The organism is Mesorhizobium sp. M2E.F.Ca.ET.209.01.1.1 (genome assembly GCF_004010375.2).
Taxonomy (GTDB): Bacteria; Pseudomonadota; Alphaproteobacteria; order Rhizobiales; family Rhizobiaceae; genus Mesorhizobium.
Genome location: NZ_SADP02000002.1, coordinates 502,836 through 518,344 on the forward strand (window position 1 = coordinate 502,836; position 15,509 = coordinate 518,344).

Annotated in this window: 13 protein-coding genes; 11 read left to right on the plus strand and 2 right to left on the minus strand. The window is 59.4% G+C overall.

What is annotated here, in order from left to right; translation table 11 throughout:
• The 9 genes from EN852_RS05850 (at position 1) to EN852_RS05890 (ending at position 9,928) form a co-directional block, all read left to right on the plus strand.
• Complete coding sequence (locus tag EN852_RS05850) at positions 1–753, plus strand: ABC transporter permease (RefSeq protein WP_210238221.1); 753 nt, start codon at positions 1–3, stop codon at positions 751–753.
• Between the two features lie 175 nt (positions 754–928).
• Positions 929–1,510: an ABC transporter ATP-binding protein gene (locus EN852_RS05855; RefSeq protein ID WP_210238222.1), complete on the plus strand. Its 582-nt coding sequence runs from the start codon at positions 929–931 to the stop codon at positions 1,508–1,510.
• On the plus strand, positions 1,510–2,964 hold the full coding sequence (locus tag EN852_RS05860) for a hypothetical protein (RefSeq protein ID WP_127875395.1): 1,455 nt from the start codon (positions 1,510–1,512) through the stop codon (positions 2,962–2,964). The genes EN852_RS05855 and EN852_RS05860 overlap by 1 nt, the downstream gene beginning before the upstream one ends.
• A 213-nt stretch (positions 2,965–3,177) precedes the next feature.
• Positions 3,178–3,717, plus strand: coding sequence for a hypothetical protein (locus tag EN852_RS05865; RefSeq protein ID WP_127878550.1), 540 nt, complete (start codon positions 3,178–3,180; stop codon positions 3,715–3,717).
• Positions 3,718–3,911: 194 nt separating this feature from the next.
• Positions 3,912–4,916, plus strand: coding sequence for an acyltransferase (locus EN852_RS05870; protein WP_127875394.1), 1,005 nt, complete (start codon positions 3,912–3,914; stop codon positions 4,914–4,916).
• 16 nt (positions 4,917–4,932) lie between these two features.
• Positions 4,933–6,024 (plus strand): class I SAM-dependent methyltransferase, encoded by a 1,092-nt coding sequence (locus tag EN852_RS05875; RefSeq protein ID WP_127867125.1) that lies wholly within the window; start codon positions 4,933–4,935, stop codon positions 6,022–6,024.
• Between the two features lie 337 nt (positions 6,025–6,361).
• The gene (locus EN852_RS05880; RefSeq protein ID WP_189401761.1) at positions 6,362–8,389 is read left to right on the plus strand and encodes a nucleoside-diphosphate sugar epimerase/dehydratase; all 2,028 of its coding nucleotides are present in this window, start codon (positions 6,362–6,364) and stop codon (positions 8,387–8,389) included.
• Positions 8,390–8,476: 87 nt separating this feature from the next.
• On the plus strand, positions 8,477–9,388 hold the full coding sequence (locus tag EN852_RS05885) for a glycosyltransferase family 2 protein (RefSeq protein WP_281407776.1): 912 nt from the start codon (positions 8,477–8,479) through the stop codon (positions 9,386–9,388).
• Positions 9,389–9,391: 3 nt separating this feature from the next.
• Positions 9,392–9,928 carry a sugar transferase gene (locus EN852_RS05890; protein WP_281407773.1) on the plus strand — a complete coding sequence of 179 codons (537 nt, stop codon included), beginning with the start codon at positions 9,392–9,394 and terminating at the stop codon, positions 9,926–9,928.
• A gap of 71 nt (positions 9,929–9,999) precedes the next feature.
• Here EN852_RS05890 and EN852_RS05895 read toward each other — a convergent pair whose 3' ends face one another.
• On the minus strand, positions 10,000–10,929 hold the full coding sequence (locus EN852_RS05895) for an NAD-dependent epimerase/dehydratase family protein (protein ID WP_127875392.1): 930 nt from the start codon (positions 10,927–10,929) through the stop codon (positions 10,000–10,002).
• Positions 10,926–12,218 (minus strand): O-antigen ligase family protein, encoded by a 1,293-nt coding sequence (locus EN852_RS05900; RefSeq protein ID WP_127875391.1) that lies wholly within the window; start codon positions 12,216–12,218, stop codon positions 10,926–10,928. Before EN852_RS05900 ends, EN852_RS05895 begins: the two co-directional genes overlap by 4 nt.
• Positions 12,219–12,657: 439 nt before the next feature.
• On the opposite strand from EN852_RS05900, the gene cysD reads away from it, so the two are divergent.
• Both cysD and cysN read left to right on the plus strand, forming a co-directional pair.
• The gene (cysD, locus tag EN852_RS05905; protein ID WP_246694182.1) at positions 12,658–13,563 is read left to right on the plus strand and encodes a sulfate adenylyltransferase subunit CysD; all 906 of its coding nucleotides are present in this window, start codon (positions 12,658–12,660) and stop codon (positions 13,561–13,563) included.
• A gap of 2 nt (positions 13,564–13,565) precedes the next feature.
• Positions 13,566–15,503 carry a sulfate adenylyltransferase subunit CysN gene (cysN, locus tag EN852_RS05910; protein WP_145994137.1) on the plus strand — a complete coding sequence of 646 codons (1,938 nt, stop codon included), beginning with the start codon at positions 13,566–13,568 and terminating at the stop codon, positions 15,501–15,503.
• Positions 15,504–15,509: the final 6 nt, after the last annotated feature.

The following is a 15,509-nucleotide window of genomic DNA, read 5'->3' on the forward strand; positions in this document are numbered from 1 at the left end:
ATGATCTCAGACACGTCAATGCTGTGGTTTCGCCTCGCACAGTTCGACATAAGACTTCGCTATCGGAACTCGACCTTCGGCCCCCTTTGGATCACCTTGAATACGGCGATATTCGCGGCGTCGGTCGGCTTCCTGTACGCGGTTCTGCTCAACCAGCCGATAAAAGAATATCTACATCATCTGGCGACGAGCATAGTTCTTTGGCAATTCCTGTCGGCAACTGTAGTTGAGGGTGCTGAGAGTGTGATCAACGCCAATGATCTTATTTTGAATACAAAAATGTCACCCGCGTCATGCGTATTTAGGTGTGTCACGAAGAATTTCATAATACTTCTTCACAATCTGGTTGTTGTAGCGGTAACCATGGTTATAGCTTATCCGAACGTTGGGTTGAATTTTCCAATGTTTTTCATCGGTGTAGGATTTCTGATAATTCACGCGACTTGGATATCATTTATTGTTGCGGTTGTTTCGGCTAGGTTCAGGGATGTGCCGTTGATCACGGCGTCGGCTATGCAATTGCTGTTCATCTTGTCGCCGATCCTTTGGGCTTCAAAGGTCCTGCCTTCCGGATCATTGTTCTTGGTCCTGAATCCGGTCTCCTACATGATCGATGCAGCGCGCACGCCGGTCCTGAATGGCGGCACGGACTACACGAGCGTGCTGGTTTCCGCCGCAATAGCTTTGTTGGGAAGCCTCGCCGCACACGCGCTTTACCGCAGGACGCAGCATCGAATCCCCTACTGGCTCTGAACCTTGAAGCCAGCAGTCAAATTGGAGTCCAATGTCACAGCCTTCGATCCAACTCACTGACGTCTCCGTTCGAATCCCGATCTGGTCCGTCCCGGCCAATCGTTCGCTCAAGCAGGCAGCGCTCAGATTTACGACCGGCGGTCGGCTCTTGGCGGGTGACTCCGGTCGGTTCGAGGTGGCTGCACTCGACGGTGTTTCGCTTGACCTTCAGCCCGGCACGCGATTGGGCCTGTGTGGACACAATGGTGCCGGTAAGACGACGTTGCTGCGAGTTCTGGCCGGTATTCTGAAGCCCACGAGCGGGACTGCCGCGATAAAAGGAGATACGGCCGTTTTGATTAAGCCGTCGATGGGTTTGTCTCCTGAGCTTACTGGGCGAGAGTTTATTCGGCTTCAGAGTCTCATGGCTGGAATATCGCCAAAGGACGTAGAGCGGCAGATCGACTCGATCATCGATTTTTCGGAACTCGGGGACTTTATCGATCTCCCGGTCCGGACATACTCAGCGGGCATGCAAACGCGATTGTCATTTTCAGCTGTTACCGCCTACCCCACGGATATCGTGCTCTTGGACGAAGGATTGGGGACCGGTGACGAATCCTTTCAGAAAAAAGCACGCGAGCGAATGGACCACTGGCTCAACAATGCGGCAATCATTGTTTTGGCATCTCATTCCGACGCCTTGATTCGGTCAATGTGCCACACGGCGGTGTATCTCGAAAAAGGTCGAATCATGAGAGAGGAGATTTTCAGCTAATGCGTCGACGGCTAACAGCGGCGCTTGCCGGCACCGGATCTCGGTTGTTCGGGCACCAGGAGTTGAAGCAGTCCTATCACAAGGTCTTCGATCCGAATGTCCAACTCCAGAGCTACAAGAGTCGGCTTGCCTACCTTTGCCTCTCTGCGGCTCACCGCTTCGGACTCCTTGCCGATCTGCAGTCCTCCTATCTCGCGGGTCTCCCGCTGGTTCCTGCAATCGCGCCTCCGAACCACATTTATGACCGCGATTTCCTCAATCTACGACTGAACCGCGTCTACGATTTGCCGGACGTCGAAATTGATGAGCGTCGGCCGCAGACGATTAACGTTCTCGTTCCAGCTTTCGATTTTAAATCGCTCTCCGCAGGTTTTTTCGGCGTCTTCCAGATGGCGCTTTTCCTGCGCAAGACTGGCGTGAACGTTCGTCTTGTACTGTTTGATAATTTCTACTTCAACATTTCAGAATTTAGGGAGAAAATTCTGAAGTATCCCAGCATGGAAAAGATTTTTGATGACTTGGAGGTCGAATATATCGGCGAGAGGCGGGCGCCGTTTCGTATCTCAAGATACGACTACGCTGTCGCAACCGTTTGGTATTCTGCCTATTTTGCAAATAAGATACGCTCGCTTACTGATAACGACAGATTTATATATTTGATACAAGATTATGAAACGTTGTTCTATCCTGCAAACAGCTTGCACGCGATTGCGGATAGAACCTATGAGATGGACTATCACGCGATTTTCTCAAGTGAAAGCCTGATGACATTTTTTGTTAAGAACGATATCGGTGGCATAAAGTCCCGCAATATGTCTTATACATTCTTTAACAACGCCTGTTCGGCTAACCTATTAGCAAAGGAAATATTCATTCAGCGTAATCGCTCGAAAGAAAAGAAGAAGATTGTCTTCTATTCTCGACCGGTCGTGGATCGGAATATGTTTGAACTGACGGCGTTGGCGCTGTCGACGGCATTCAGATCGGGAATATTCGACCCCGAAGAGTGGGATTGCGTTGGCATGGGCCTTGGCGAGGGGGTTGTAGAACTGCTTCCGGGCGTTCGTTCGGTTTCGCTGCCCAGAATGGATTTAAGCACCTACATCGAGGAGGTGGCTAGCTTTGACATCTGCCTTACCCTGATGGCTTCACCACACCCGAGCATGATTCCAATGGATTTGGCCGCGTCGGGCTGCGTTGTCGTGACGAACACGTTCAAGACAAAGACCGAGGACTATCTGCAAGGCCTGAGCCGAAATATAATCCCAGCGGCACCGGGGTTGGATGAGATCGTTGCGGCATTGGAGCTGGCAAAGCTCAAAAGCGAGAACCTGGAAGAGCGTTATCGATTCGCAAAGGCCATGAAATATCCCCGCAGCTGGGACCAGTCACTCGGTGCCAGACACCTTGATTTTTTCAAACGTCGCGTGAGCGTTCGGCAAACTAGAACCTAGGCGGCGAAAGAGGAACGGCTTAACGTCGATCTTTGTCGGGTAGGCGCTGCACTGCTAAGGCAGTGCGCAAACGTTAGAAACGATAAAATGGCTACATCACACAGGGCGATCAGGATCGAGACGCCCGGCGCCCAAAGAACCTTGATCGTGGTTGGTTGCGGGCGAGGTGGGACCAGCCTGGTTGCCGGTGCGGCTAGTATACTAGGTGTGCCGATGGGGGCGCCGGAAGATTCCATAAATCACGAGGATGTGGAAATTGTCAACTTGGCCCAAGGTCGGGATTTTGATGGCAACCTGATCGATTTTCCGCCAGATGCAATTTCGGAAAGACTGACGAGGCTGGTTCAGGCAAGAAATGAGACGCATGATCTCTGGGGTTGGAAGGATCCTTCCGCTGATCTGTATCTCGACACTATAGCGCATGTCTTGAGAAACCCATTCGTATTGTTTGTCAACCGTGACATGGCGGCGATTGCGAAGTCGGAACTTAACCAGATGCAGGGTTCGATTGAACAGGGCTATGAAATGGCCCTTCTTAGGTTTGGCAGGTATTGGGCGTTGCTGCAGCGGATGCAATGGCCAACGCTCCTCGTCAGCTATGAACGCGCGGCATTGGATCCCGAAGCGCTTCTGTGTGAGATCGCAGACTTTATAGGGCTCGAGCCTCCGACCAAAAAGCAACGTGATATGGTCAGGAAATTTGGCACAGAGCGAGGTTATCGGCAAATTGAACAGCAGCGGCGCTCCACGTAGACACGTTCTTTAGTGTGATCCGTGGCTTACATTTGGTAGCGTTGCTACGCTGTGGCGCTCAGTGAGCATTGGTCGTTGGCCATCTGTACTTGGTAGAGCCGTTTGCTAGGCCCTGATTGCCGACTCTGGTAATTGCGCTTCATTGAGTGCATGGCGCTTAAGACCGGAACTTGGATATTGGGGAGGTCCAGAGGGTGGTGCGGCTATACAATCTCGACGGGTTGCGCGGCTTTTCGGCAATGCTTGTAGTTTTCGGCCATCTCTTCAACCAACTGGGCGTACTTGGGGGTATTTTCGGAGATGGTGGCGCGCAGGTTGGCGTTCAAATATTCTTTGCGCTATCCGGATTTCTTATGGGATTTCTATATCTTAGATTTCACATTCGAAAATTGGCGGCGATCGATTTTCTCAGGCGGCGCACGGCCCGCGTCTTTCCGATGTATGTGGCTGTGGTGCTCGCGTCATACTTGTCATTGTCCTATGCCGGCCACCCCATATTTTACGCAGTGAATTCCTCAAACCTCGTGGAACATCTGCTGTTCGTCAAAGGCGTCAGTGTCCTGTGGACCGTCCCGGTCGAAGTTCACTTTTATTTGATATTTATATTCATCTGGCTGGTGTTCTCGGTGAACAGGGCCATTGGAATCATATCGTTGGCTGCGATGATCCCGGTGCTTTTGTTCATACCTGACCCTTTGGCGATTCGGCCCTCCCAACTGTCATTCTTCCTGATAGGGATCATGGCCTCGCTCGTTCCGCCTTTTCGTTCCAATACCGCTTTCGCACTAGCAGTTTGCGCGATTTTTGTCGCGATGCCAGCCGTCTCGAAGACGTTGGGCATCACCGTTTTCGAGTTCTGGCGATCGCCGCTGAACGTCGCGGCAACCGGTACCCTATTATACACCTCGATAAACGCCCCGCTGGCAAAACTGACGTTCGGCAGCCTGCCTGCACGTTACATCGGGCAGATTTCATTTTCGGTCTATCTGTTGCATTGGCCGATAATGGCCGCAATTACCACCCATACCGATGTCGACGACAACGGGCCGTTGTACGTCTTCACGGTTGTGGTTCTGACTTTGCTGATTTCCAGCCTAACTTACTTTTCCATAGAGGCGCCCGCCCGCCGCTGGATAACCGGAAGGAACGGATGGGTTCGAAACGATTTGGCCTCCGCAACTGCTGTTGCCGATTTGTGAATCTCAGGAGTCTTTAGTGCATCGCCTGGACCAACTCAGACGGAATCTCGACAAAGAAGCGATGGTCGGCGTTGAGATCGGTCCTTTTTTCAGCCCGGTTGCGCCAAAGGCAGAGGGGTGGAAAACGACCGTCATAGACTACAAAGATGGTGACGCCCTTCGCAAGGCTGCACGAAACCACCCCGAGCGGACCATTCGTAGCAAGGTCGGTGCAATCGAGGATGTCGATATCGTCTGGGATGGCCGGCCACTCGACAAGGTGGCGCTGAAAAGGAATCCCGGAGGATACGACTTTGTCATTGCCAGCCACGTTATCGAACACACTCCAGACATCCTGGGATTCCTGCAGCAGTGCTCGCGCCTTCTAAAGTCCGATGGGATCATCTCGCTCGCCGTTCCTGATATGCGGAAGTGCTTTGACCTACTGAAGTCGCCGACGAGCATTCGCGAGATCCTTACCGCTCATCGAGAGCGCCGTATCAGGCATACCCCCGAAGCACTGTTTGAAGCCCGTGCGTGGGCAACGACCCGAGACGCCAAAGGGGCATGGGTTGCTGGAAACCACTTGCCGATTGATTTTGCTGATTCATTTTCCAAGGCCCTGCGAAAATACAAAGCCGACGCCAGGCAGATCCATAAAGTTAGACCCTATGTTGATGCGCATACGTGGTTTTTTACGCCAGCGTCGTTTGAGCTTGCCATCATGGAACTGAATCAGATGGGGCTTCTTCCTCTCAAGATCGCCTGGCTGGAAGAAAACCAAGGTTCTGAATTCATTGTTCAAATGAGACACGCCGATCGCATTGATGCGATGTCGCCAGACAAATTCAACGCAGAAAGGATAAGACTGGCACTCAAGCACTATGCCGAGTTCGACAGCGAGGTCGGGCCAAGCTACCGGGAGATAACTCCGGCGCCCGAGCCAGAACGAGTGATTGTCGAAGTTCCGGTAGAAGTAAGGGTTGAAGTTCCTGTAGAAGTAAGAGTTGAAGTGCCGGTCGAGGTGTTTGTGCCGGTGGACCCTCCTCCAGAGCCGACTGTCGAACTAGCGAAGCGGTTGGCTTTTCGTATTCGCCGAAAGATGCTGTCGCTTGTGGGGCTGGCGTAAACAGAGATCGCCTGCAAGCCATCTTTCCGTGCTCGTTGTGTAGAGCGCTACATAGCGCTCAGGACAACAATGACTCACATAGTTCCCTCTCCCGCGACGAACATATGGCAACGTACCACGTTTCAATGGAGCCGAAGTCAAACCGGGCCAATGCAAGTTTCCAAGTTTAATGAAGGTGAAGTTCTCCAAAAAACCCCTAGCCCTCCCGCTCGCTCCGCGCTAAGGCGATAACCGGGTGACGTGGTTGGGGATTTGCAATCCAGAGTGGCGGCGGGCGATGTTTTGTCCTACGCCGTTCTGATAGCATGTGCTCACGCCTGGAGTTCAGTGCCACCCAATGACCGCATACGTAGAAGCCGTATCGGAACTCAGACCAAGGATGCGGCGCGCCATCATCATGATCCAGGACCTCGTCATGGTCCTGGTGGCGGTGGCTCTCAGCTTGATCCTATCGCAGTCGCGGCTTTCCTTTGCCGCCTTCTCCGCCGGCGGGCTGGCCTGTTGGGCGCTTATCGTGCTTACCGCCCATCTGTTGTTTCGCTCCTGCGGCCTCTACAACACCGTCTGGCGCTTTGCCTCCACGCCCGACTTCTTCAACATCCTCAAGGGCTGCGGCAGCCTCACGGTGGTCCTTTACCTGGCCTCGCTTGCCTTCCGCTTCTTCTTCCAGCCGGTCGCCGGCCTCAACGAACGCCAGTTCATCGTCTTCTTCCTGGTCTCCTTCACCATCATTTCGGCGCCTAGGCTTTACTATCGCTTTCTCCGCGACGGCGCGTCCTGGCGCATCCTGCGCCGCGCTCCGGGCGACGCACCGGTCAAGCAGGCGCTGTTCATCGGCCGGCTGAGCGAGGCGGACGTGATCGTCCGCTTCACCCGCACGGCCCAGCCGGCCGAGTATGCCATCGCCGGCATCATGGCGACCGAGATGGACGCGCCGCTCGGCACGCGGATCCAGGGCGTTCCGGTCGTGGCGCTCAGGCCGCGCCTGGTCGAGGTGCTGGAGGACTATGTCAAGGGCACGGAAAACCTCGACCTCCTGATCTTCGGCAAGGGGGTCGAGCGCGAGATCGAGGACTATGCCGAGCTGGTGCGTATCGCGCGCCACAGCGGCATCGCCGTGGTCCAGTTTTCCGGCCTGTCGGAACTGGGGCAGGGCGGCAGGCTGGTTCTCGATGCCGTGGAGATGGAAACCATCATGCGCCGTTCGGCGGTCGCCACCGACACCACGCGCATCGGCGCCTTCGTCGGCGGCAAACGGGTGATGGTCACCGGCGGCGCCGGCTCGATTGGCCGCGTGCTTGTCAAGCGCGCGCTGGAGCTTGGCGCCGAGGCGGTGCTGGTGGCCGACAATTCCGAATTCGGCATTTTCCAGCTCGATCAGCTGATCGACGACAAGGACCGCGACCGGCTGACCAGCCGCATCGTGGACGTCACCGACCGGCCTCACATGATGCGTCTCGTCAGCGAGTTCAAACCCTCGATCCTCTTTCATGCAGCGGCGCTGAAGCACGTGCCGCTGCTGGAAGAGAACTGGGAAGCGGCGATCGAGACGAATGTCTTCGGCACGCTCGCCTGCGCCGAGATCGCCGCCGAGTGCGGGGTGCCGCAGTTCCTGCTGATTTCCAGCGACAAGGCCGTCGACCCGACTTCCGTGCTCGGCGTCACCAAGCGCGCGGCCGAGCAGATCGTCTCCTCGTTGCATGAAACTCATGCCGCGCCATCGCCCTTGCATGCCGCGAACGGTCATCGGGCCGACGCCTCGAGCGTGCATCGTTCCGGCACCAAGTTCATTGCCGTGCGCTTCGGCAATGTCTTCGGCTCCAATGGCTCGGTGGCGACCATCTTCCAGGCGCAGATCGAGGCCGGCGGGCCGGTCACCATCACCGACCGGCGCATGACCCGCTATTTCATGACCGTGGCCGAGGCGGTCGATCTCGTCATCATGTCGGCCGCCGATGCCGAGCAGCGCCAGGGCAAGGACGACTACGCCATCTACATGCTCGACATGGGCAAGCCCGTGCCGATCCTCGAAGTTGCCGAGACCATGATCCGCATGGCCGGCAAAAGCCCCTACACAGACATTCCGATCCGCTTCACCGGCATCAGGCCCGGCGAGAAGCTGCACGAGACGTTGCATGGCGAGAATGAAGAGGTCGTCAAGCTCGACACTGCCAAGATCTTCGGCCTCAGGAGCGACGTCGTGCAATGGCAAAGGATCGAGGCCGCGCTGCCGGCGCTGGTGGCCGCGATGCACGATCGGGACAAGGCCGCGGCGCTTGCCGTCCTGGCCGGGTTCAACCAGGCCGAGGAAGACGTCGGCGCGCGCGGGCAGGCGGTGCCGAAAACGGCCGTTCAGATCGGTTAGACCAGTGCCGCCCGCCCGAAATCGGCAGTTGAAGCCTGTTCCAATGCCCCCGCGGGTTCAGAGACCGTGACCGCAAAAGATCAGCGTGTGGCCGTTCTCATGGGTACCAGGGATGGCGCGGCATTCATCGGCGAGCAATTGGAATCCCTTTTCGCGCAGTCCTGGCCTGCGGTCGATCTGTGGGTTTCCGACGATGGCTCGACGGACGCCACGGTCGCGATCGTCGAGGCTTGGCGATCCCGCTGGAACAAGGGCTCCCTTACGCTGGTGGATGGCCCGCGAAAGGGCTTCGCCGCCAATTTCCGCTCGATGATCATCGATCCGCGCATCGATGCCGATTACTATGCCTTTTGCGACCAGGACGATGTCTGGGAGCCGGATCGGCTGGAGAGCGCCATCCGCTGGATGGAGGGAGAGGATATCGACATGCCGCTCCTGTTCTGCTCGCGCACGGCAACCATTTCGCAGACCGGCATCCCAGCCGGCTATTCGCCGCTGTTTCGCCGCCCACCGTCTTTCCGCAACGCGCTGGTGCAATCCATCGCCGGCGGCAACACCATGCTTTTCAACCGCAAGGCGCGCGACCTCCTGGCGAAAGCATCGGCAAGGACCGACTTCGTCAGCCATGACTGGTGGGCCTATCTCATCGTCACCGCCGCCGGCGGCAAGGTCCGTTACGAGCCGCGGCCGCTGGTCCGGTACCGCCAGCACGCGGCAAACCTGGTCGGCGCCAACGTCTCGTGGAAGGCAAGGCTTTCACGGCTCGGACGGCTGTTTCAGGGCCAGTTCGCCACCTGGACCGACAGCAATCTCAGGGGCCTTGCCGTCAACCGCGACCTCATCGCGCGCGATGCTGCGCTTTGCCTGCGCCTGTTCATCAGGGCGCGCAGGGGCAGCACCTTCAGGCGCTTCAGCCTGCTCGGCAAAAGCGGCGTCTACCGGCAGACTCTCATGGGAACGCTGGGGCTCTACCTCGCTTTCCTTTCGCGCCGGATCTAAAACGTGACGGCAAAGCGCGCTTTTGATCTGGCTGTTGGGGCGGTGATGCTGGCGGCGACGTCGCCGATCGTGCTGGTCGCGATGCTGGCGATCCGGGCGACGTCGCCGGGCCCCGCCATTTTCTCGCAAATCCGCGTCGGGCGGGAGGGCGCGCTATTTTCCTGCCGCAAGCTGCGCACGATGCGTCGCGACACCCCCTCCTTGCCTACCCACCAGGCGCCGGCCAATTCGATCACCGCGGTAGGCAAGGTGCTGCGCGCAACCAAGATCGACGAGTTGCCGCAGCTCTGGAACGTGCTCAAGGGCGAGATGAGTCTCGTGGGACCGCGTCCGTGCCTGCCGACGCAGACGGAACTGATCGAGCGGCGCAAGCAACTGGGCGTGCTCACAGCGCTTCCGGGCATAACCGGTTTGGCGCAGATCAAGGGGATCGACATGTCGGATCCGAGACGCTGCGCCGAGACCGACGCGGCCTACGTCCAGGCCGCCACTGTTCGCCTGGACCTCAGGATATTGCTGGGCACGTTCTACCGCGCATAGGGCGTTTCGCGGAAACGGTGAAACGCTGCTGGTTTGGCGCAACTCCGGAAACCGCCTGCGCTGGAACTGCCCTAACCGGCCTGCCGCGCCAGGTCCTCGAGCCGGCCGAGCGTGTCGGTCTCCGGCGTCCAGCCTTCCGAGGCCAGCAGCGACGGATCGCAGATTTGCGTGGCCACCAAAGCCTGCCACGACGCCTGTCGGCCACTGAGCGTCGCCAGCAGCCGGAACGGCCAGGCAGGCATGGGGAGCAGTCGGGCTGGCCGGCCGTATCCGCGCCGGAACGCGGCGATGATTTCAGACAGCGCAACCGGCGAGGCATCGGCCAGGACATAGGTCGGGCGTGGCGGCGTCGGACGGGCCAGGAGATGCGTCACGGCGCCAGCCACCGCGTCATGGGAGACCAGCGAACGAACCGCGGTCAAAGCGGCTGCGGGCAGCGGCAGGCCGCTGGCGGCGATACGCATCAGCCCGCGCAGATTTCCCTTCATGCCTTCGCCATAGACCGGCGGCAGCCGCAGCGCCGTCGCGCCGACGTGTCCGGCGGTCGCAAAAGCCTCCAGCATTGCGTTCTCGCCTTCGCGTTTGGAGCGCCCGTAGGCGCGTTGCGGGGCAGGGGGCGTGGCCTCGTCGATCATGCCGCTGAAATCGGCTCCCACGACGGCACGGATCGAGGAGAGGTAGATGAAGCGCCCTTCGGCGCGCTTGGCGGCCGCCTGGGCGAGCCGTCCTGTCAGTGTCGCGTTGACGGCCCGCAGGTCGGCCTCGCCGGCGCCGCGATCATTGTTGAGCGCCGCGCAGTGGACGACATGCGTCACATCCGGCATCAGCGCGAGAAAGGCTTCCTGTGGCGCATCGGCGCCGGGCAAGGCGACGGCATCATCCGCGCCCACAAGGCGTTGCGGCAGGCGGGAAGCGATCCGCAAGTCAAACCCGGCCTCGCGCAACCGGCTGGCGATCCGTTGTCCAACGAAGCCTGTCGCGCCGGTGACCAGGACCTTCATGGTTGCGGGCCGGCGCCCGGCGAGATGGTGGGCGCGCTTTTCCCGATCGGCGCCACCGTCCGCCCGGACGCAAGGTAGGTTCCCGAAACCAGGAACACCATCAGCGTCGCGTCGAGGATATCGTGGCCGATAAGGATACCGGTCATTCCGGCGATGAGATAGGTGATGACCGCGACAAGGATCACCGTCGCGCCGAACCGCTCCAGCGGGTCCGCGCTGAAACGCAGCGTCCTTGCCCCATTCCAGGCGGCAACGATGAAGATCGACGCCAGGGCCAGCGCTCCCAGCAGTCCTGCCTGGACCAGCGCCGTCAGGAAGCCATTGTGGAAATGACTGAGGGTCTCCTGCAAGCCGAACCGGTCCTGAAGCGCTTGATTCATCAGCGTCCGGCTGGTCGAGATACCATGGCCGAAAATAGGCATCTCGCGAAAAGCGTTGACGCCGATTTCCCACATCGCCACGCGCAGACCCAGCGCCGTCGAATGGTCGCCATTGGCGTTCAGCGCATCCCAATCGCTGACCAGGAAGTCAGTTCGATCCAGGATCACGCGATAGCCGATGGCGGCGATCACAACGGCGGCCACCAGGCCAATTGCCAGGAACCGCGCCACACTGGCGCCGGCGAACCGGCGGCGATTGATGAGAAGGACGACGATGCCGGCAATCGGCACGGCCACCCAGATCATGCGCGAGCCCGAATAGATGATTGCCACGCTTCCGGCGGTCGCCGCCAGGGCCAGCAGCTTCCAGCGCGTCTCGATGCCCGACAGGGCGCCGGCGAGGCATAGCATGACGGCAAGGCAGGTGACGGTTGCGAAGACGATCGCGTTTCCGGCGCCGCCCTCGGCCCTTATGCCCAGCCAGTGATACTGGACGATGGCGATCGCCAATGCGCCGAAACAGGCCGCGGCGCTTGCCAGAATGGCGATGCGCGCCAGCGTGGTCTTCTCGGTGATGCTCCAGGTCGAATAGGAGATGGGGAAGAGCAGGAAGGTGATCAGCGGCAGGAAGAGCCGCAGATCTGCCGCCAGCGTGCCGTTGACGAGCGAAGCAAGCACCATGGTCGCGCAATAGGCATAGATCGCCATCGTCAAGGCGAGCATCGGCCGGTCGATGTTGAAGCGCCGCCGCTTCGCGGCCAGCAGCATTACCGACCACACACCGCCGGCATTGAAGGCGATGCTGACCAGCGAACCGAGCACCGGCGGCGAAAAAAAGCAGATGATCGAAAAATAGAAATTGATTTGTGCGGGCGAGAGGTGACGCCGGAGCGTTGTAAACGGGTTCAAATGCTTGCTTCGCAATTTCCAGGTTGCGCCCGGATCCGTGACACCAGCCGATGGCCGGCTGGACCGACTCCGTTTGCCGCGCCTTGCCCGTTCCCCGAGCCCGTATAGCCGCTGGCGCCGTTCCGCGATAGGCCAGTTATGATGTTCCGACAGAAATCCTTGGTTCGTAACAGCTGACATCTTCGGAACTTACGGTCCTTTTCCCACTCGCGCTTTGAACGCCTTGGCAGGATTTTCCGCTTTCCCGGCCTCACTTGGAAAATTCGTTCCCTAATCATCGCGCGTCCGGCGCGTCCTGCATTGTTATGAACAGCGCCGATCTGTTAGAACGCCCGCACGAAACAGTTTGTCAGAAGTGAAATTTGCGCCCGGGCGGCATGGAATTGCGCCCGCAATGCAGGATTTCCGCCCGACGGCACGAGAGAACGCTCGACAGTCCATGAATATCGCGCTCACGCATCTGCAGCGGCTCGAGGCCGAGTCCATCCACATCTTCCGCGAGGTCGCGGCCTCTTTCTCCAAGCCGGTGATGCTCTATTCCGTCGGCAAGGATTCCTCAGTGCTGATGCATCTGGCGATGAAGGCCTTCTATCCCGCCAAGCCGCCTTTTCCTTTCCTGCATGTCGACACCACCTGGAAGTTTCGCGAGATGATCGCGTTTCGCGACCAGATGGCGCAGAAGCTCGGCTTCGACCTGCTCGTCCATGTCAACGAAGACGGTGTTCGCGACGGCATCAATCCTTTCGACCATGGATCCAACACCCACACCCATGTGATGAAGACGGTGGCGCTGCGTCAGGCGCTCGACAAATACGGCTTCGATGCGGCCTTCGGCGGCGCCCGCCGCGACGAGGAGAAGTCGCGCGCCAAGGAGCGCATCTTCTCCTTCCGCAACGCGCAGCATTCCTGGGACCCCAAGAACCAGCGGCCGGAAATGTGGAAGATCTTCAACACCCGCATCGCGCCCGGCGAATCGATCCGTGTCTTCCCGCTGTCGAATTGGACCGAGCTCGACATCTGGCAATACATCCTGCAGGAGAACATCCCGATCGTGCCGCTCTATTTCGCCAAGGAACGGCCGGTGGTCGAGCGCGACGGCATGCTGATCCTGAAGGATGACGACCGTATGCAGTTGCGCCCTGGCGAGACCATCGAGAACCGTCTGGTGCGCTTCCGAACATTGGGCTGCTATCCGCTGACCGGCGCCATCGAATCGGACGCCGATACGCTGGAGGCCATCGTCGGCGAGATGCTGACCGCCCGCACCTCCGAGCGCCAGGGCCGCCTCATCGACCGCGACGAGGCCGGCTCCATGGAAAAGAAGAAGCGCGAGGGTTATTTCTGATAATGCGCCACATCATGGCCAAGAGCCTCGCCCCGACCGATCAGATCCGCGACTACATGGCCGCGCAGGAGAAGAAGTCGCTGCTGCGCTTCCTCACCTGCGGTTCCGTCGATGACGGCAAGTCGACGCTCATCGGCCGCCTGCTCTCCGACACCAAGCAGATCTTCGAGGACCAGCTTGCCGCGCTGGAGAAGGATTCGCGCAAGCACGGCACTACCGGCGACGACATCGACTTCGCGCTGCTGGTCGACGGGCTGGAGGCTGAGCGCGAGCAGGGCATCACCATCGACGTCGCCTATCGCTTCTTCGCCACGCCGAAGCGCAAGTTCATCGTCGCCGACACGCCCGGGCATGAGCAATACACGCGCAATATGGCGACCGGCGCCTCGACCGCCGATCTCGCCATCGTGCTGATCGATGCGCGCCAGGGCGTGCTGCGCCAGACCCGACGTCATTCGATCATCGCCTCGCTGCTCGGCATCCGTCACATCGTGCTGGCGGTCAACAAGATCGACCTTATCAACTTCGACAAGGCTGCGTTCGACCAGATCGTCGCCGATTATGGCGAGTTCGCAAAAGAGCTCGGCTTCGTCAGCGTCATGCCGATCCCTATGTCGGCGCGTTTCGGCGACAACGTCACCAGCCGCTCGGAGCGCACACCCTGGTATTCCGGCCCGTCGCTCATCGAGCATCTGGAAACCGTGTCGGTCGACGAGGCGGTGGTCGAACTGCCGTTCCGCTTCCCCGTTCAGTATGTGAACCGTCCGAACCTCGATTTCCGCGGCTTTGCCGGCACCATTGCCTCGGGCACCGTTTCGCAAGGCGAAGAGGTCGTCGTTGCCAAATCCGGAAAGGCATCGCGGGTGAAGCGCATCGTCGCGCAGGGCGGCGATCTCGACCAGGCAATCGCCGGCCAGGCGGTCACGCTGGTGCTTGAGGACGAGGTCGAGGTGTCGCGCGGCAACATGCTGGTGTCGCCGGCAGCTAGACCGCAGGTCGCCGACCAGTTCGCCGCCAACATCGTCTGGTTCGACGAGCAGGCGCTGCTGCCCGGCCGCTCCTATATCCTGCGTACCGAAACCGACCAGGTCAGCGCCACGGTCACCGACCTCAAATACCGTGTCAACGTCAACGATTTCGCGCATGAGGCGGCGAAGTCGCTCGACCTCAACGAGGTCGGCGTCTGCAATCTCTCGACGCGGGCGCCGATCGCCTTCGATCCCTTTGCCGAGAACCGCACCACCGGCGCTTTCATCCTGATCGACCGCATCACCAACGCCACTGTCGGCGCCGGCATGATCCTGCATTCGCTGCGCCGTGCCGAAAACATCCACTGGCAGTCGCTCGACGTCGGCAAGCGCGGCCGCTCCGACCTGAAGAACCAGCGCCCGGCGGTGTTCTGGTTCACCGGGCTCTCGGGCTCGGGCAAGTCGACCATCGCCAACCTTTTCGAGAAGAAGCTGTTCGCCTCCGGCCGCCACACCTACATCCTCGACGGCGACAATGTCCGCCACGGGCTGAACCGCGATCTCGGCTTCACCGACGCGGACCGCGTCGAAAACATCCGCCGCGTCGCCGAAGTGGCCAAGCTGATGGCCGATGCCGGCTTGATCGTCATCGTCTCCTTCATCTCGCCCTTTGCCGCGGAGCGGCGCGTGGCCCGCGAGCTGATGGCCGAGGGCGAGTTCGTCGAGGTGTTCGTCGACACGCCGTTCGAGGAATGCGCCCGCCGCGATCCGAAGGGACTTTACGCGCGCGCCTTGAGCGGCGAGATCAAGAATTTCACCGGTGTCGATTCTCCCTATGAGGCGCCGGAGAATCCCGAAATCCACCTCAAGACGCTCGGCCGGAGCCCGCAGGAGATGGCGGAAGCCCTGGAGCAGTGGCTGACCGAGCGCGACATTGCCGAAGAGCAGTATGACAATGGCGGCGGTATCTGACGACGA